The 14,622-nt window shown below is 75.3% G+C and carries 14 protein-coding genes; 10 read left to right on the top strand and 4 right to left on the bottom strand.

The annotated features are described in order from the left end of the window. The first annotated feature begins 137 nt into the window (after nucleotides 1–137). A complete protein-coding gene (locus GXP74_RS03930; RefSeq protein WP_182450020.1) occupies nucleotides 138–581 on the top strand; it encodes a nucleoside deaminase in 444 nt (147 codons plus the stop codon). A 20-nt stretch (nucleotides 582–601) separates the two neighbouring features. Beyond that, entirely contained in the window at nucleotides 602–1,582 is a 981-nt protein-coding gene (locus GXP74_RS03925; protein WP_182450019.1) for an isopenicillin N synthase family oxygenase, read from the top strand. A 30-nt stretch (nucleotides 1,583–1,612) separates the two neighbouring features. Here the strand turns inward: GXP74_RS03925 and GXP74_RS03920 are convergent, their stop codons facing one another. Further along, nucleotides 1,613–2,527 (bottom strand): DUF3027 domain-containing protein, encoded by a 915-nt coding sequence (locus GXP74_RS03920; protein WP_182450018.1) that lies wholly within the window; start codon nucleotides 2,525–2,527, stop codon nucleotides 1,613–1,615. A gap of 270 nt (nucleotides 2,528–2,797) precedes the next feature. Between GXP74_RS03920 and GXP74_RS03915 the strand changes: the two genes are divergently transcribed. The 4 genes from GXP74_RS03915 to GXP74_RS03900 are packed head-to-tail and all read left to right on the top strand — an operon-like array spanning nucleotide 2,798 to nucleotide 6,700. After that, entirely contained in the window at nucleotides 2,798–4,462 is a 1,665-nt protein-coding gene (locus tag GXP74_RS03915; RefSeq protein ID WP_225447700.1) for an MFS transporter, read from the top strand. A gap of 27 nt (nucleotides 4,463–4,489) precedes the next feature. Beyond that, a complete protein-coding gene (locus GXP74_RS03910) occupies nucleotides 4,490–5,035 on the top strand; it encodes a hypothetical protein (protein WP_182450017.1) in 546 nt (181 codons plus the stop codon). Between the two features lie 13 nt (nucleotides 5,036–5,048). Further along, nucleotides 5,049–5,795 carry a futalosine hydrolase gene (locus GXP74_RS03905; RefSeq protein ID WP_182450016.1) on the top strand — a complete coding sequence of 249 codons (747 nt, stop codon included), beginning with the start codon at nucleotides 5,049–5,051 and terminating at the stop codon, nucleotides 5,793–5,795. Continuing rightward, nucleotides 5,792–6,700 carry a 1,4-dihydroxy-6-naphthoate synthase gene (locus GXP74_RS03900; RefSeq protein WP_182450015.1) on the top strand — a complete coding sequence of 303 codons (909 nt, stop codon included), beginning with the start codon at nucleotides 5,792–5,794 and terminating at the stop codon, nucleotides 6,698–6,700. The genes GXP74_RS03905 and GXP74_RS03900 overlap by 4 nt, the downstream gene beginning before the upstream one ends. A gap of 79 nt (nucleotides 6,701–6,779) precedes the next feature. Here GXP74_RS03900 and GXP74_RS41775 read toward each other — a convergent pair whose 3' ends face one another. Next, entirely contained in the window at nucleotides 6,780–7,163 is a 384-nt protein-coding gene (locus GXP74_RS41775) for a cold-shock protein (protein WP_182450014.1), read from the bottom strand. A gap of 426 nt (nucleotides 7,164–7,589) precedes the next feature. Between GXP74_RS41775 and GXP74_RS03890 the strand changes: the two genes are divergently transcribed. Continuing rightward, nucleotides 7,590–7,844, top strand: coding sequence for a hypothetical protein (locus GXP74_RS03890; RefSeq protein ID WP_182450013.1), 255 nt, complete (start codon nucleotides 7,590–7,592; stop codon nucleotides 7,842–7,844). Nucleotides 7,845–7,868: 24 nt separating this feature from the next. Here GXP74_RS03890 and GXP74_RS03885 read toward each other — a convergent pair whose 3' ends face one another. Together GXP74_RS03885 and GXP74_RS03880 are read right to left on the bottom strand one after the other, a co-directional pair. Then, nucleotides 7,869–8,498, bottom strand: coding sequence for an HAD family hydrolase (locus GXP74_RS03885; protein WP_182450012.1), 630 nt, complete (start codon nucleotides 8,496–8,498; stop codon nucleotides 7,869–7,871). Between the two features lie 72 nt (nucleotides 8,499–8,570). Further along, a complete protein-coding gene (locus GXP74_RS03880) occupies nucleotides 8,571–9,614 on the bottom strand; it encodes a hypothetical protein (protein WP_182450011.1) in 1,044 nt (347 codons plus the stop codon). 259 nt (nucleotides 9,615–9,873) lie between these two features. Between GXP74_RS03880 and GXP74_RS03875 the strand changes: the two genes are divergently transcribed. From GXP74_RS03875 to hemC, 3 genes are all read left to right on the top strand, one after another. Next, entirely contained in the window at nucleotides 9,874–12,285 is a 2,412-nt protein-coding gene (locus tag GXP74_RS03875; protein WP_182450010.1) for a helicase C-terminal domain-containing protein, read from the top strand. A 174-nt stretch (nucleotides 12,286–12,459) separates the two neighbouring features. After that, the gene (locus GXP74_RS03870; protein WP_182450009.1) at nucleotides 12,460–13,509 is read left to right on the top strand and encodes an esterase family protein; all 1,050 of its coding nucleotides are present in this window, start codon (nucleotides 12,460–12,462) and stop codon (nucleotides 13,507–13,509) included. A gap of 91 nt (nucleotides 13,510–13,600) precedes the next feature. Beyond that, nucleotides 13,601–14,536 carry a hydroxymethylbilane synthase gene (hemC, locus tag GXP74_RS03865; RefSeq protein ID WP_182450008.1) on the top strand — a complete coding sequence of 312 codons (936 nt, stop codon included), beginning with the start codon at nucleotides 13,601–13,603 and terminating at the stop codon, nucleotides 14,534–14,536. The last annotated feature ends 86 nt before the right edge of the window (nucleotides 14,537–14,622 follow it).

Here is a 14,622-nt window from a genome sequence, read left to right as displayed (position 1 = left end):
GGTGAGGCTACGGCGTGCGCCGGGGTGGGGGCGAGGACAAATCACCGGCGAGTGCCGACAACCTGTCGGCCGCCGAGTGGGCTGGAGCGTACTTTCCGCACGTTGCCCCGGTGTTTCCGGCCGGGGACAGTGGTGACATGACAGACATTGCGGAGCTCCTTGAGGTGGCCGTCGAGGAGGCCAGGCTCGGGCTCGCCGAGGGCGGGATCCCGATCGGCGCGGCGCTGTTCGGCGCCGACGGCGAACTCCTCGGCAGCGGCCACAACCGCCGGGTCCAGGACGGCGACCCGTCCACACACGCCGAGACGGCGGCCTTCCGCGCCGCCGGGCGGCTGCGCGGCTACCGGCGGACGACCATGGTGACCACCCTGTCACCGTGCTGGTACTGCTCGGGCCTGGTACGCCAGTTCGGCATCGGCCGGGTGGTCGTCGGCGAGGCGCGGACCTTCCACGGCGGTCACGACTGGCTGGCCGAGCACGGGGTGGAGGTGGTCGTCCTGGACGACCCGCGCTGCGTCGAGCTGATGCGCGCGTTCATCGCCGACCGCCCGCAGCTGTGGTTCGAGGACATCGGCGAGTGAACGACAGGACGAGGAGCGACATGTCCGCGAGCATCCCGGTGATCGACCTCGGGCCGTGGCTGTCCGGTGACCCGGACGCGCGGGCCCGCACGGCGGCGGCCGTGGACGCGGCGCTGAGCCGGGCCGGGTTCCTGCTGATCACCGGGCACGGGGTCGGCGCGGCGGAGCGGGAGCGGGTGCGCGCGGCGGCGCGGGCGTTCTTCGCGCTGCCGACCGAGGCCAAGCAGCGCTACTCGGTGGGTGTCGGCGGCCGGGGCTGGCTGGCGAAGGGCGCGGAGGCGAACGGCTATTCGGAGGGCACGCCGACCCCGCCCGACCTGAAGGAGTCCTGGACGGTCGGCGCCGACCAGCCGACCGGGGACGCCGAGATCGACGCGTTCTGGTTCCAGCCGAACCACTGGCCGCAGGCGGAGGTGCCGCAGCTGCGGACCGAGGCGGAGGACTACCTGGGCCGGATGCGGACGGTCGCCGACGAGGTGCTGCGGCTGCTCGCGGCGGCACTGGGCCAGGACCCCGGTTTCTTCACCGACCACACCGGGCACCCGACGTACACGCTGAACATCAACTGGTACCCGGGCACCGGAGTCGTCGGCGAGCCGGTGCCGGGGCAGTTCCGGATCGGCCCGCACACGGACTTCGGCACGGTGACGCTGCTGGACCGGCAGCAGGGCAAGGGCGGCCTGCAGGTGTACGTCGCGCCCGAGGACGGCGGCGACGGCTGGCAGGACGCGCCCTGGGAGCCGGACGCGCTGACGGTCAACATCGGTGACCTGATGGCGCGTTGGACCGGCGGCCGGTGGAAGTCCGGCCGCCACCGGGTACTTCCGCCCTCGCCGGACGCGCCGGAGGAGGACCTGATGTCGCTGGTCTACTTCTACGAGTGCGACCCGCACACCCAGGTCACCCCGGTGGGCGGTCCGACGGGCGGTCCGACGGCCTACCGGACGGTGGACTCGTCCGCCTACCTGCGGGCCAAGCTCGATGCCATCACCGTGAAGTGACGACTCGTCACTTCACGGCCCGACGGACCGTCAGGTGTAGCCCAGCTCCTCGGCCGGGTCGGTCTCGGTGACCGACCCGCTGTCCGGGTCCGGGTGCAGCGGCATCGGCTCGACGGTGAACTCGTCCAGCACCGGCGGGGCGGGCGGCTGCGGGGTGGGCACCACCGCGGCCTCGGAGTGGCCGCCGCAGCCGTAGTCGAGTGCCACCACCCGCCCGTCGGCGGGGCCGAACTCGTTGGCGCAGATGCCGAAGGTCTGGCTCAGGCTCCCGGCGACCGGCACCAGGAAGCCGCAGGTGGCGCAGGAGGCCGGGGCGGCCTGCGCCATCGGGGTCTGCGCGCCGTAGTCCTTCTCCCAGCGGTCCGCCGCCAGGTGCAGCCCGAGCCGGGAGAGCACCCGGGCCCGGCCGAGGCCCAGCTCCTCGGCGACCGCGGCGATGGCTCCGCGCGCGGTCGGCGTGGCCAGCTCCCCGGACTCGGCCTCGGCCGCGGTGACGTCCTCCACCAGCGCCTCGGCGGCGGCGACCAGCGCCGAGTTGGGGGCGGGCTCGTCCGCGCCGCTCCAGCCCGGCTCCAGCCGCAGGTCGTCCTCGTCGGTCGGCAGCAGGTCGCCGGGGCCCATGTCGCCGGGGCGCAGCCGCTCGCTCCACGGCACCCACTGCGGCGCGACCAGCGCGTCCTGGCCCGGCAGCAGTACGGTCTCGTCGAGGGTGACCTGCTTGCCGCGCGAGGCGCGGGTCACGGTCACGGCCCAGCGCCAGCCCCGGTAGGCCCACTCCTTGGTGGCGAAGTAGTGCGTGACGACGCGCTCACCCTCGGCATCCACGCCCAGGTGCTCGCCGACGGCTGCCGCACCGGCGGCCTCTACGGCGGCAGCCCGGGCAAAGTCGACGGCCTCGGCACAGAGCCGGTCGGGGGTACGGCTTCGCGTCGTCGCAGCACTCATCACAGGATCGATTCTCTCCCAAGACTTGTCCCTATGGTGCCACCGGCTCCCGATGACATGGCGCGCGCTGCCTGCCGGAGGGTGGCAAACGTCCATTCTGCGGCACGAACGGAACGCGACCGACCAGCAGACACCAGGGAACGCTACCGGTTGGCCCGCCACGCCGGACAGTACCCCTTTCCCGTGGCGCGTGGCCGCCGGACCGGCGATGATCGGACCCGGGTCCCGAAATCAGGCGTGACGGGGCATCCGATCAGGCAGGATGGTGGTGTGGCCGAGGATCCGCCGCCACGGTTCCCGACCGGCGGCAGTGACAGCCCCTCCCCGTCCGGGCAGGCGGGGGGCGAGGGGCCGGCATCCGACGGCCCGTCCCGCTCCGGCTCGCCCGGTTTCCCCCCGCAGGGTCACCCCCGCTCGCGCACCGGTCGGCTGTTGGACGGCCTGCACCGGGGCGCCTCGGCGACCGCCGCCGGGACCGGCCACGCCGTCGGCGCCGCCGGGCGGCGGATCCGCAGGGCCACCTCCGCCGAGGGCGCGGGCGAGTCGGGGCTGGCGAAGCTGATCGAGCTGCACGCGGTGAACTCGGCCGGGGACATGCTGGTGACCGTCGCCCTGGCGTCCACCATCTTCTTCTCGGTGCCGACCGGCGAGGCCCGTGGCCGGGTCGCCCTCTACCTGCTGATCACCATGGCGCCGTTCGTGCTGCTGGCCCCGGTCATCGGCCCGCTGCTGGACCGGCTGCCGAGCGGTCGGCGCAGCGCCATGGCGCTGTCGATGCTGGCCCGCGCCGCCATCGCCTGGATGATGACCAGCTCGATCAGCGGCAGCCTCACCATCTACCCGGAGGCCCTGGGCGTGCTGGTGGCGTCCAAGGCGTACGGGGTGGTCCGCAGCGTGGTGGTGCCCCGGCTGCTGCCCAAGCGGGTGACGCTGGTGAAGGCCAACTCGCGGGTGACCCTGGCCGGGCTGATCGCGACCGCGATCGCGGGCGGCCTCGGCGGACTGCTGCACCTGGTCGGCCCCCAGTGGCCGCTGCGCGGGGCGTTCCTGGTGTACCTGGTCGGAGCGGTGCTGGCGTTCCACCTGCCGCACCAGGTGGACCTGGCCAAGGACGAGCAGCGGGCCGTGCTGCACGCCGAGCGGGCGGCGGCGGCCGAGCGCGCGGCCCGGCGGGAGCGGACCGGGGGCGTCGAGGTGGACGACGACGGCCGGGCGGACGACGGGTGGGCGGACGACGGCCGGGCGGACGGCGGGTGGGCGGACGACGGGTGGGCGCCCCCGGGCGCCGGGGCGCCGACCGGCGCGGACGGGCAGCTCGCGGAGCCCCGGCTGCGGCTGCGCTCGGTCGGCCCGTCGGTGGTGCTGGCGCTGACCGCCGAGGGCACGCTGCGCGGCCTGTCCGGCTTCCTCACCTTCTTCCTCGCGTTCCTGCTCCGCGAGCACCCGGTCGGCGGGCTGCGGTCGACCTTCGCGCTGGGCATCGTGGTGGGCGCGCTCGGCCTGGGCAACACCCTCGGGACGGCGCTCGGCTCCTGGCTGCGCGCCCGCGGACCTGAGACGCTGATCACATTCCTGCTGGCCGTGGCCACCGTCTCGGCGCTGGCCGCGACCCTGGCCTACGGCCTGCTCACCATCACCCTGCTCGCCGGGGTCACCGGCGTGACCCAGTCGCTGGGCAAGGTCGCCCTGGACGCGCTGATCCAACGGGACGTACCGGAACGGGTGCGGACCTCGGCGTTCGCCCGCTCCGAGACGTTGATGCAGCTCACCTGGGTGGTCGGCGGCGGCATCGGGATCGTGCTGCCGCTGGTCGGCCAGATCGGCGCGGCCACCGCGACCGGCTTCCTGGCGCTGTCGCTGGCACTGACGGTGCGGAACCTGACCCGGCTGCCCCGCCGGTCGCGGCGGGTCGCGACCGCCCCCGACGTGGCTTGATCGCCGTGGACAGGTAGCCTCAGCACCATGAGTATCAACCGCGCTGTCGTCGCCCTCGGAGCCGTCGCCGTCGTGGGCGTCGCCACGCTCGGCTTCTCCATCCCCTTCGCCGTGCACCAAGGCAAGCCTGTGCCCAACATCGCCGTCACCGTCGGGCCCACCTGGACCCAGATCGCACCGGCGGACAAGAGCTGCTACAACGGCGGCAAGGCGCTGACCACCGCGCAGAAGACCGCCTGCTCGGCGGCCGTGCAGAAGCTGCTGTCCGGCGGCAAGCTGCGGACGGTGACCATCCCGTCCTCGAACAGCACCTTCTCGATCAACGTGGACCAGATCGTCGCCGACAAGGGCTGGTACGCCGGTGGCGAGAACGGCTCCCTGGTCGCCCCGACCAAGAACGCCTACGCGGGCAACCTCCAGGCGACCTCGATCCTCCAGTCGACCTCGCAGACGACCGGCGGCACCACGCTGAACAGCACCGGCCCGGTCCTGGTACTCATGGGCGACGGCACCAGCAACACCTCGCCGGTCTACGGCGAATGGCTGTTCCAGCTGAAGGTCAAGGGCTCCTGAGGCCGCTGACCCGATGACCGCGGCTCCGTCCCGGCTGCTCGTCGTCACCGCCGTCGCTCCCGAAGCGGCGGCGGTGCTGCGTGGCGTCTCCGCCGCGATCCCGCACGCCGGGCCGGTGGAGGTGGCGCTGCCCGGGGGCTTCCTGCTGCACCGCCGCGGTCCGGTGGACGTCCTCGCCGCCGGGGTGGGACCAGCGGCGGCGGCGGCCGGGACCGCGACCGCGCTGGCCCTGGCCGCGCACCCGTACGCGCTCGCCGTCTCCGCCGGGATCGCCGGGGGCTTCGCCCCGGCCGCGCCGCTGGGCTGCGCCGTGGTCGCCGACGCGATCGTCGCGGCCGACCTCGGCGCGCAGACCCCGGACGGCTTCGCCACCGTCACCGAGCTGGGCTTCGGCCGGGTCCGGCACCTGACCGCGCACGCCGAGGCGGTCGCCCGGACGCTGCGCGCGGCCGGGGTGCCCACCGCCCTCGGCCCGGTCCTCACCGTGTCCACCGTCACCGGCAGCGCCGAGCGCGCCGCCGAGCTGACCGCCCGTCACCCCGGCGCGGTCGGCGAGGCGATGGAGGGCTTCGGCGTCGCCGAGGCCGCCGCCGGGCACCGGCTGCCGGTACTGGAGCTGCGCGCCGTCTCCAACGCGGTCGGTCCGCGCGACCGGGCGGCCTGGCGCATCGGCGACGCCTTCGCCACGCTGGAACGCATCTTCGCCGCACTGCCCTACCCGACAGTGCTGTCCCGACCCCTGGGAGGCACCACGCCATGACCACGACCCTGACCACCACACTGACCACCGCCTACTCGCCCTGCCCGAACGACACCTTCGTCTTCCACGCCTGGGCGCACGGCCTGGTCCCGAACGGGCTGCTGCCGGACGTCACCTTCGCCGACATCGACGTCACCAACGGCCTGGCCGAGCGCGGCGAGCTGGACGTGCTGAAGATCTCGTACGCGGCGCTGCCGTACGTCCTGGACGAGTACGCGCTGCTGCCCTGCGGCGGGGCGCTGGGCCGCGGCTGCGGCCCGCTGGTGCTCACCCGCCCCGGCTTCGGCTCAGCCGACCCGTCCCACCCGGCCGACCCGGCCGACCTGGCCGGGCGGACGGTGGCCGTGCCCAGCGAGCGCAGCACCGCCTACCTGCTGTTCCGGCTCTGGGCGGAGCGGGCGGTGCCCGGCGGCCTCGGCGAGATCGTGGTGCTGCCGTTCCACGAGATCATGCCCGCCGTCCGGGACGGCAGGGTGGACGCCGGACTGGTGATCCACGAGGCCCGGTTCACCTACCAGCGGTACGGGCTGCACTCGCTGGCCGACATGGGCGAGGCGTGGGAGGCGGCGACCGGCCTGCCGATCCCGCTGGGGGCGATCATCGCCCGCCGCTCGCTCGGCACGGAGCGGCTGCGCGAGCTGGCGGCGGCGATCCGGGCCAGCGTCGAGCACGCCTGGGCCCGGCCGCAGGACAGCCGCGACTACGTGCTGGCGAACGCCCAGGAGATGGACCCGGCGGTGGCGGACCAGCACATCGCGCTGTACGTGAACGAGTTCACCGCCGACCTCGGCGCCGAGGGGTACGCGGCCGTCCACGGCCTGCTCGACCGCGCGGCGGCGGCCGGTCTGCTCCCGGAGCTCGCGCCGGGTGCGCTGGACTTCCCGGGAGCCCCGGCCGGGTCCTGACGCCGACTCGGGCCCGGCCCGGCGGACACCGGGCCGGACCTGAGGCCGGAAGGGCGGAGCGGACGCCGGGCGCCGCGGGTCAGACGTCCAGCTGGTCCGCGACCGCCCGCAGCAGCGTGGCGACCTGGTGCCCGGCCTGCTTCTCCGGGTACCGGCCGCGCTGGAGCCCCGGCAGCATCCGCTCCAGCAGCGTGGTCAGGTCCTGCACGATCGGCGCCAGGTCGTCCGGCTTGCGGCGGTTGGCGGCGGCCAGCGAGGGCGCGTCCTCCAGCAGGGTGACCGACAGCGCCTGGTCACCCCGGTGCCCCGCGACCACGCCGAACTCGACCCGCTGGCCGGGCTTGAGCGCTTCGACGCCGCTCGGCAGCGCCTTGGAGTGCACGAAGACGTCACCGCCGTCGTCGCGGGAAAGGAAGCCGAAGCCCTTCTCGGCGTTGAACCACTTGACCTTGCCCGTGGGCATCGGTGACCTCGTCGCTGGTGAGTCGGAGAGAACGGAAAGGAAGGAACTGCGTTTTCGGGGGTGCCGACCGCCGGACGGCCGCGAACGGGCTGCCGGACGGATCAGGGCCGCGCCATTGTCCCAGGGAGGCGGCGCGGTGATCGAGCGAATTCCCCCGGAGGGAGCCAACGGCCCCACGGCCCGCCGGGGTGCCCGGCGCGCCGGAACCGTCTCGCCGTCGCCGCCATGCCGCACCCCCCGCTCGTTCGGTCTTCGGGGCAGCCGCCGACACGCTGTGGCGCAGTCCCCGTGCGTGACGTGCATACCCGTGCCACATCACGCCGTAACCCCTCGGACGGCAACGGAACGGGACGATCCCGCCACAGGGCGTTGCCGGTCGATCCGGCGGTGCGACCCCCCGGGCGCCACTGGACGTATCGTGGTGCCGTGACTACCGAAACCCCCCGGACTACCGAAACCCCCCAGTCCGGCGACTCCCTGGTGCGGGTCGGCGCGATCCTGTTCCTGATCGGCGCCGTCGCCACCGTCGTCACCGTGGCCCCGCTCTTCCTGCACCTGAGCCGACTGCCGACCGCGGCCTACTTCGTCTGCATGGTGATGCCGCTGGGCTTCGCGGTGGCGCTGCTCGGGCTGCTCAAGTCGGCCCGCGGCCAGCGGCGGAGCCCGGTCCGCAGCTCCTAGCGGCTCAGCCCGACTCAGCCCGGCTCAGGCCGGCTGACCGGACAGGTAGTCGCCCAGCCAGTCGGGGAACCCGGTCAGGTCCGGCAGCACCACGTCCGCCCCGGCCGCGCGCAGGGCCGCCGCGTCGTAGGGACCGGTGGCCACGCCGACCGCGAGCGCCTCGGCGGCGCGGGCGCCCTCGATGTCGCCGAGGTGGTCGCCGACGTAGATCCGGGCGCCCTCCGCACGCAGCTTGGCGCCCTTCAGCGGCCCGAAGACGGTGCCGTGCAGCGCGTCCACCCGCAGGTCGAGCGCGTCCAGGTTGAGCCGGGCGTTCGGCCCGTGCTTGCCGGTGACCACCACGCTCCGCCCGCCAAGCGCCCGGATCGAGTCGAGCGCGGCATGCGCGCCGGGCAGCGCCAGGCAGTCGGCGACGCCGTACTGGGCGTAGAGCGCGCGGTAGCGGTCGGACATCTCGGTGACCGCCTCGGCCGGGTACCAGTTGGCGATCTCCAGCTCCACCGGCGGCCCGAGCCGGCTGACCACCAGCTCGGAGTCGATCTCCACCCCGGTCTCCGCGGCGAGCAGGTCGTAGACCGCCTTGATCCCCGGTCGGGAGTCGATCAGCGTCATGTCGAGGTCGAAGCCAACGGTGAGCTGCGCGCTTTCGTTCATGTCGATCACCCTACGGTGCGGCCGACCGGGCCCCCGGCGCCGAGGGCCCGGCGTGATCCGAAAGACCGGCCCTCAGGGCCGACGGCCGATCCGCCAGGCCAGGAAGGCCGCCGAGGTGGCGGGCGCCACCCGCAGCCACAGCACCACGACGGCGTGCAGCGCGGACTGGAAGGCCGCGCTGGTCTCCTGCTGCCCGGGGTGGCCGTGCGCCCGCGAGTACAGCAGCAGCCCGGCGGCCACCGCCAGCCACAGCGGCAGCCACAACCCGGCGGTGTGCGCCACCCGTTGGCCCAGCCGCCGGGAGGAGTACGCGAAGAACCAGCCGAGGACGGCGACGTACCACAGCCCCAGCACCGCCGCCGCCACCAGCACCAGCGCCGCCAGTGTCTCCACCAGCGGCAGCGGGCGACGCGGCGGACGCGGCAGCTCCGGCTCGGCGGCGGGCGGCGGCGTGGCCCGGCCGAGGCGGCGGCGCAGCAGCCGCCCCAGCGTCGGGCCCGGGACCGCGCCGCCGTCGCCGCCCGGCACCTCGGCCGCCTCGGCCTCCTCGGCCTCCTCCGCGGACCGGTCGTCCGTCAGCGGCGGCCGCTGCTCCGGGATCCGGGCCCGGGCGGCGGCCTCCGGATCGAGGAAGTCCGCCTCGTAGACCGCCCGCCAGCCGGGGAGTTCCCCGATCGACTCGCCGACCAGCGGCGACCTCCCGCCGTCGGCGTCCTCCTGCGACCGCCACCAGTCGTCGGGGCCGGACCCGGCCTCGTCGGGACCCCGGTCCCGGTCGGCGCCCGGGCGGGAGCCGGGCGGGCGCTGCACCGGCACCGAGGGTCCCTCCCCGCCGCCCGGCGCCCGCACCGGCGCGGGCGCCGCCTCCGGCACCCCGTGGTGCACGGCCTGCCTGACCACGTCGGCGGGCTCGCCGATGCCGGAGAGGATCTTCTCCACCGCGGCCTTCTCGGTCCGCCGCGACCCGGCCGACGCCCCGCCGCGCCGGTCGTCGATGGTCTGCCGCAGCCCGATGACCAGCCGCGCGCGTTCGGCCGCGGTCAGCGTGGTGGCCTGGGCCAGGTCACCGACCCGGCTCAGGTAGTCGTAGACGAGTTGGTCGCTCTCGATGCCCATGACGACGCCCACCCTCCCCTTCTGACGCCCCGGCGCGGCGAACGGTCCGAGCTTAGAGGCTCCGCCGGTGGCGGTGACCCGTGGTCTGCCCCCCTGCTACCCGAGGGTCCGGGCCGTCACGCGCGCCGGGCGCGGCCGCCGGAAACCGGTCGCGGTGCCCCGCCCCGCGCCCGCCCGCCACCCTCCGTCCGCGCCGCCGCCCGCCCGTCCGGGCGTCGGCCGCTGCCCCTCGCGGGCCCGAGCGACTAGCCTGGGTCGGATGAGCAGCCGAAGAAACGGTAAGGCCGACCGCGCCGCCGCCCCGCGCACCCTCGCCGAGGAGCTGCGCGCCCGGCCGGACGAGGCGTTGGCCGCGCTGCTCCGGTCCCGTCCCGACCTGCTGCACCCGGTGCCCAGCGACCTCACCCAGCTGTCCACCCGGCTGTCCACCCGGGCCTCGGTGGTGCGCGCCCTGGAACGGCTCGACCGGTTCACCCTGCAGACCGCCGAGGCGCTCGCGGTCGCCCCCGACGACTGCACCGCGGCCGCGGTGACCGGCCTGCTGGACGGCGCCCGGCCCGACGCCGCGCTGGCCGAGCTGCGCACCCAGGCGCTGATCTGGGGTCCGGACGACCGGCTGCGGCTGGTCCGCACCGCCCGCGACGTGCTCGCGCCGACCACCGGCAACCCCGGGCCGACCGGCCTCGGGCCGACCTTCGCCGAGGCCGCCGCCGGGCTCTCCCCCGGCCGCCTGCAGGACGTCCTCGCCGACGCCGGACTGCCCGCCACGCACGACCCGGTCAGCGCCGTCGCCGCGTTGGCCGCCCTCTGGGCCGACCACGCGCGGGCCGAGGAGCTGCTGGCCACGGCGGTGCCGGGGGTCAAGGACGTGCTGCGCCGACTGATGTGGGGCCCGCCGTTCGGCGGTGCGCAGCCCAGGGCGGTGCGCGCCGCCGACGCCCGGACGCCGGTGGAGTGGCTCCAGGCGCGCGGGGTGCTGCTCCCGGCGGGCCCGGAGAACGTGGTGCTGCCCCGCGAGGTCGCGCTGCACCTGCGCGGCGGGCGGGCGCACCAGCACGTCGAGGCCCGGCCGCCGACCGTGGAGACGGCCGCCGCGCACGACCCGGAGCAGACCGACCGCGCGGCGGCGGCGCGGGCCTTCACCGCCGTCCGCACGGTGGAGGAGGCGCTGGACCTGTGGAGCACCGAGCCGCCCGCGGTGCTGCGCACCGGCGGCCTGGGCGTCCGTGAGCTGCGGCGCTCCGCGACCGCGCTCGACCTGCCCGAGCCGGAGACCGCGTTCTGGCTGGAACTCGCCTACGGCGCGGGGCTGCTGGCCGCCGACGGGGACGAGGCGGAGCGGTGGATGCCCACCCCGCTGTACGACGACTGGCTGCGGCAGCCGGTCCCCGAGCGCTGGCTGCTGCTGGCCGGGACCTGGCTGGCGGGCACCCGGGTCGCCGCGCTGGTCGGCACCAAGGACGCCAAGGACAAGGTGCTGTCCGCGCTCGGCGAGGGCCTGGACCGGGCGATCGCGCCCGAGGTCCGGCGGCTGGTGCTGGAGCGGCTGGCGGAGCTCCCGCCCGGCTCGGCCGCCGACCGGGCCTCGTTGCTGGCCCGGGTGCAGTGGCAGGTCCCGCTGCGCGGCGGCGCGACCCGCGACCGCCTGGTCGGCTGGACCCTGACCGAGGCCGAGCAGCTGGGCCTGACCGGGCGCGGCGCGGCGGCCTCGTACGCCCCGCTGCTGCTCGACCCGGACGCGGCGGCGCGGCTGGCGGCGGCCCTCGCGCCGCTGCTGCCGGAGCCGCTGGACCACGTCATCCTGCAGCCCGACCTGACCGCGATCGCGCCCGGACCGCTGCACACCCCGCTGGCGCAGACCCTGGCGGTGGCCGCCGACATCGAGTCCAAGGGCGGCGCGACGGTCTACCGGTTCACCCCGGAGTCGGTGCGGCGCGCGCTGGACGCCGGGCGCAGCGCCGACGAGCTGCACGCGTTCCTGGCCCGGCACTCGCGGACGCCGGTGCCGCAGCCGCTGAGCTACCTGGTCGACGACGTGGCCCGGCGGCACGGGCGGCTGCGGGTCGGCGCGGCCTCGGCCTACCTGCGCTGCGACGACGACGCGCTGCTGGGCGAGCTGCTGGCGGACCGCCGGGCGGGCGCGCTGCGGCTGCGGCGGCTGGCGCCGACGGTGCTGGCGGCGCAGGCGGACCCGGCCACGGTGCTGACCCAGCTGCGGACGATGGGCTACGCCCCGGCGGCGGAGTCGGCCGACGGCGACGTGCTGATCTCGCGTCCGGACGCCCGGCGGACCGGTCCGCGGACCGCGCCGGTGCCGGTGCCGGACGGGCCGCCGCCGGTGGTCGACGGGCTGCTCGGCGCGGCGGTGAAGGCGGTCCGGGCGGGCGACCGGGCGGCGACGGCGGTCCGCCGCGAGCCGGAGGCTCCCCCGTCCGCGCTGCCGCGCACGGCGGCGGCGGAGACGCTGGCGGCGCTGCAGACGGCGGTGCTGACCGGCGAGCGGGTGTGGATCGGCTACGTGAACGCGGAGGGCTCCGCCAGCCAGCGCGTGGTGGAGCCGGTCCGGGTCGCGGGCGGCTTCGTCACCGCGTACGACCAGGCGCGCGAGGAGATGCGGACGTTCAGCCTGCACCGGATCACCGGCGTGGCGGAGCTGGCCGAGGAGTCCTAGGGCGTGACCCGGGGCCGAGGGTTCACCGGGACTTCCTATGATGTCCCTGTGAGTCGGCGCAACCATTCGGCATGATTCGGACGTCACCGCTCATACCCGTCCGACTCGTACCGGCAGCGACTCGCACCACTGCTGCCGGAGTGCGCCTGTTCACCCTTCCTGGAGTCCCCCGCCATGCGCCTGCCCCGTGCCCTCCGCCGCGCCGCGGCCCTGCCCCCGGCGGCGGCCGCGCTCACGGCCCTGGCCCTCGCGCTGACCCTGTCGGGCTGCGGCTCCGCCGCCCACCCGGCCGCCGCCCCCGCGCCGACCGGTACGCCGCTGGCCACCCCGAGCCACGCCGCCAGGCCCTCGGCGCCGCCGTCCCCCACGCAGACCGCGGTGTCGCTGCCGACCGGTCCCCCGGCCGCGCTGGAGCTCGCCGAGAACACCTCCGTCGGACCGATCTACGTGACCACCCTGCACGGTGCGAAGTCCGGGGTCTCCGGCAAGGTCTGGGTGTGGCTGCCGCCGCAGTACCACGACCCGAAGTACGCGCACTACGGCTTCCCGGTGGTGACCATGTACTCCGGCGGCGCCAGCGCCGGCTACAACACCTGGACCGACCAGCAGCAACTGCCGATCCAGGCCGAGGACGTGGCGCTGGCCGCGCAGGGCAAGGCCAGCCCGTTCATCATGATCATGCCGATCCAGAACTTCCACGACGACGACGACCGCCTGCTGGACTGCAGCGACATACCCGGCCACCAGCGGATGGCCACCTGGATGGGCGAGGACGTCCCCGACTTCGCCCGCGCCAACTTCCGCACCCTCACCAGCCGCGACGGCTGGGGCGTGATGGGCGCCTCCACCGGCGGCCTGTGCAGCGCCAAGCTCGCCCTCCAGTTCCCGCGGACCTTCAGCACCGCGGTCCCGATCGACGGCTACTTCATCCCGGACTCGCTGTACTGGCAGGGCCACGACGCCGCCTGGAGGGCCAACAACCCGCAGCTGATGGTCGCCAGGTCCACCGCGAACGTCTCGATGCTGGTCACCGCGGGCGGCGCGGAGCCCTACGAGCAGTCCGTGGTGCAGGCCTTCGTCAAGGCCGCCCGCACCTCCCCCTCGGTCCACCTGACGTACTACGTCCTCCCCCACGCGGACCACCTCACCTCGGACTTCAAGCGGCTGATCCCGATGACCCTGGAATACCTCAGCCAGCACCTGGCGAAGCCCACCGCCGGCTGAGCGGCGGTGCCGACACCGAGTCGGAATCCGGGTGGGTGGATCACGAGTAGCCTCGCCTGCTGACGGCTTATCACGCGGTGGGAGTGGTCCAGTGGCACAGTTCCTCGTCGGCAGCCGGGCGAGCACGCTCGCCCGCACTCAGGTCAGGGAGTACCTGGCGCCGCTGCGCGAGCGGTTCCCCGAGCACGTGTTCACCCACCGCGCGATCCTGGAGGGCGGGGACCGGGACCGGAAGTCCACGGTGGCCAGCGTGTCGGCGGTGAGCGGCGGGAGCGCGTTCAGCACCGAGCAGGAGGCGGCGCTGCTGCGCGGCGAGGTGGACGTGGTCGTGCACAGCCTCAAGGACCTGCCCACCGCGAGTCCGGCCGGGCTGGTCCTGCTGCCGCCGCCGGACCGGGAGGACGTCCGGGACGCCCTCTGCGGATCGACCCTCGACGGGCTGCGGAAGGGCGCCCGGGTGGGCACCGGGTCCCCGCGCCGGGTCGCCCAACTGCTCGCCGTGCGCCCCGACCTGGAGCTGGTACCGATCCGCGGGAACGTGCCGCCGCGGCTGCAGAAGATCAGGACCATGGGCCTGGACGCGGTGGTCCTGGCGGTGGCCGGGCTGCGACGGCTCGGCCTGCAGGACGAGATCGGCGAGGCGCTGCCGCTCGACCTGTTCCCGCCGTCCCCGGGACAGGGCGCGCTCGGGATCCAGGTCCGGGAGGACAACGCGGCGGTCCGCGAGCTGCTGTCGACCGTCGGCGACGACTCGGTCGACCGGCGGATCCGCGCCGAGCGCGCGCTGCTCGCCGAACTCCACGGCGGTTGCAGCGTGCCGGTCGGGGCGTACGCGGTGACCCTGCCCGGCGGCGAGCTCGAACTCCTCGCGCAGGTGACCTCGCTGGACGGGCGCCGACGGGTCAGCGGCACCCGGTCGGGCCGGGCGGACGAGCCGGAGAAGCTGGGCGCCGCCCTCGCCTACGAGCTGCTGGACCAGGGCGCGGGCGAGATCCTGGACGCGGTACGGGGCACTGCCGCCGGTTGAGCCGCCGGGCCGTCCCGGCCCCGGGTCGGCGGCCCCGCACGGTCACCGCCGCGATAAGGCAGACTGGACGTTTGGCTGCCCGCACC

This window comes from Streptacidiphilus sp. P02-A3a, from assembly GCF_014084105.1.
In the GTDB taxonomy this organism is placed as follows: domain Bacteria; phylum Actinomycetota; class Actinomycetes; order Streptomycetales; family Streptomycetaceae; genus Streptacidiphilus.
Note: the sequence above shows the minus strand (reverse complement) of the source record. Positions and strands in the feature narration are given on the sequence as shown.

Excerpts from the sequence above, each read along its gene's own strand:
- GXP74_RS03875 (WP_182450010.1), top strand. The coding sequence starts at position 9,874 with ATGAGCAGCCGAAGAAACGGTAAGGCCGACCGCGCCGCCGCCCCGCGC.
- GXP74_RS41775 (WP_182450014.1), bottom strand. The coding sequence starts at position 7,163 with ATGCCCACGGGCAAGGTCAAGTGGTTCAACGCCGAGAAGGGCTTCGGC.
- GXP74_RS03910 (WP_182450017.1), top strand. The coding sequence starts at position 4,490 with ATGAGTATCAACCGCGCTGTCGTCGCCCTCGGAGCCGTCGCCGTCGTG.
- GXP74_RS03885 (WP_182450012.1), bottom strand. The coding sequence starts at position 8,498 with ATGAACGAAAGCGCGCAGCTCACCGTTGGCTTCGACCTCGACATGACG.
- GXP74_RS03870 (WP_182450009.1), top strand. The coding sequence starts at position 12,460 with ATGCGCCTGCCCCGTGCCCTCCGCCGCGCCGCGGCCCTGCCCCCGGCG.
- GXP74_RS03920 (WP_182450018.1), bottom strand. The coding sequence starts at position 2,527 with ATGAGTGCTGCGACGACGCGAAGCCGTACCCCCGACCGGCTCTGTGCC.
- GXP74_RS03880 (WP_182450011.1), bottom strand. The coding sequence starts at position 9,614 with ATGGGCATCGAGAGCGACCAACTCGTCTACGACTACCTGAGCCGGGTC.
- GXP74_RS03905 (WP_182450016.1), top strand. The coding sequence starts at position 5,049 with ATGACCGCGGCTCCGTCCCGGCTGCTCGTCGTCACCGCCGTCGCTCCC.
- GXP74_RS03925 (WP_182450019.1), top strand. The coding sequence starts at position 602 with ATGTCCGCGAGCATCCCGGTGATCGACCTCGGGCCGTGGCTGTCCGGT.
- GXP74_RS03900 (WP_182450015.1), top strand. The coding sequence starts at position 5,792 with ATGACCACGACCCTGACCACCACACTGACCACCGCCTACTCGCCCTGC.
- GXP74_RS03930 (WP_182450020.1), top strand. The coding sequence starts at position 138 with ATGACAGACATTGCGGAGCTCCTTGAGGTGGCCGTCGAGGAGGCCAGG.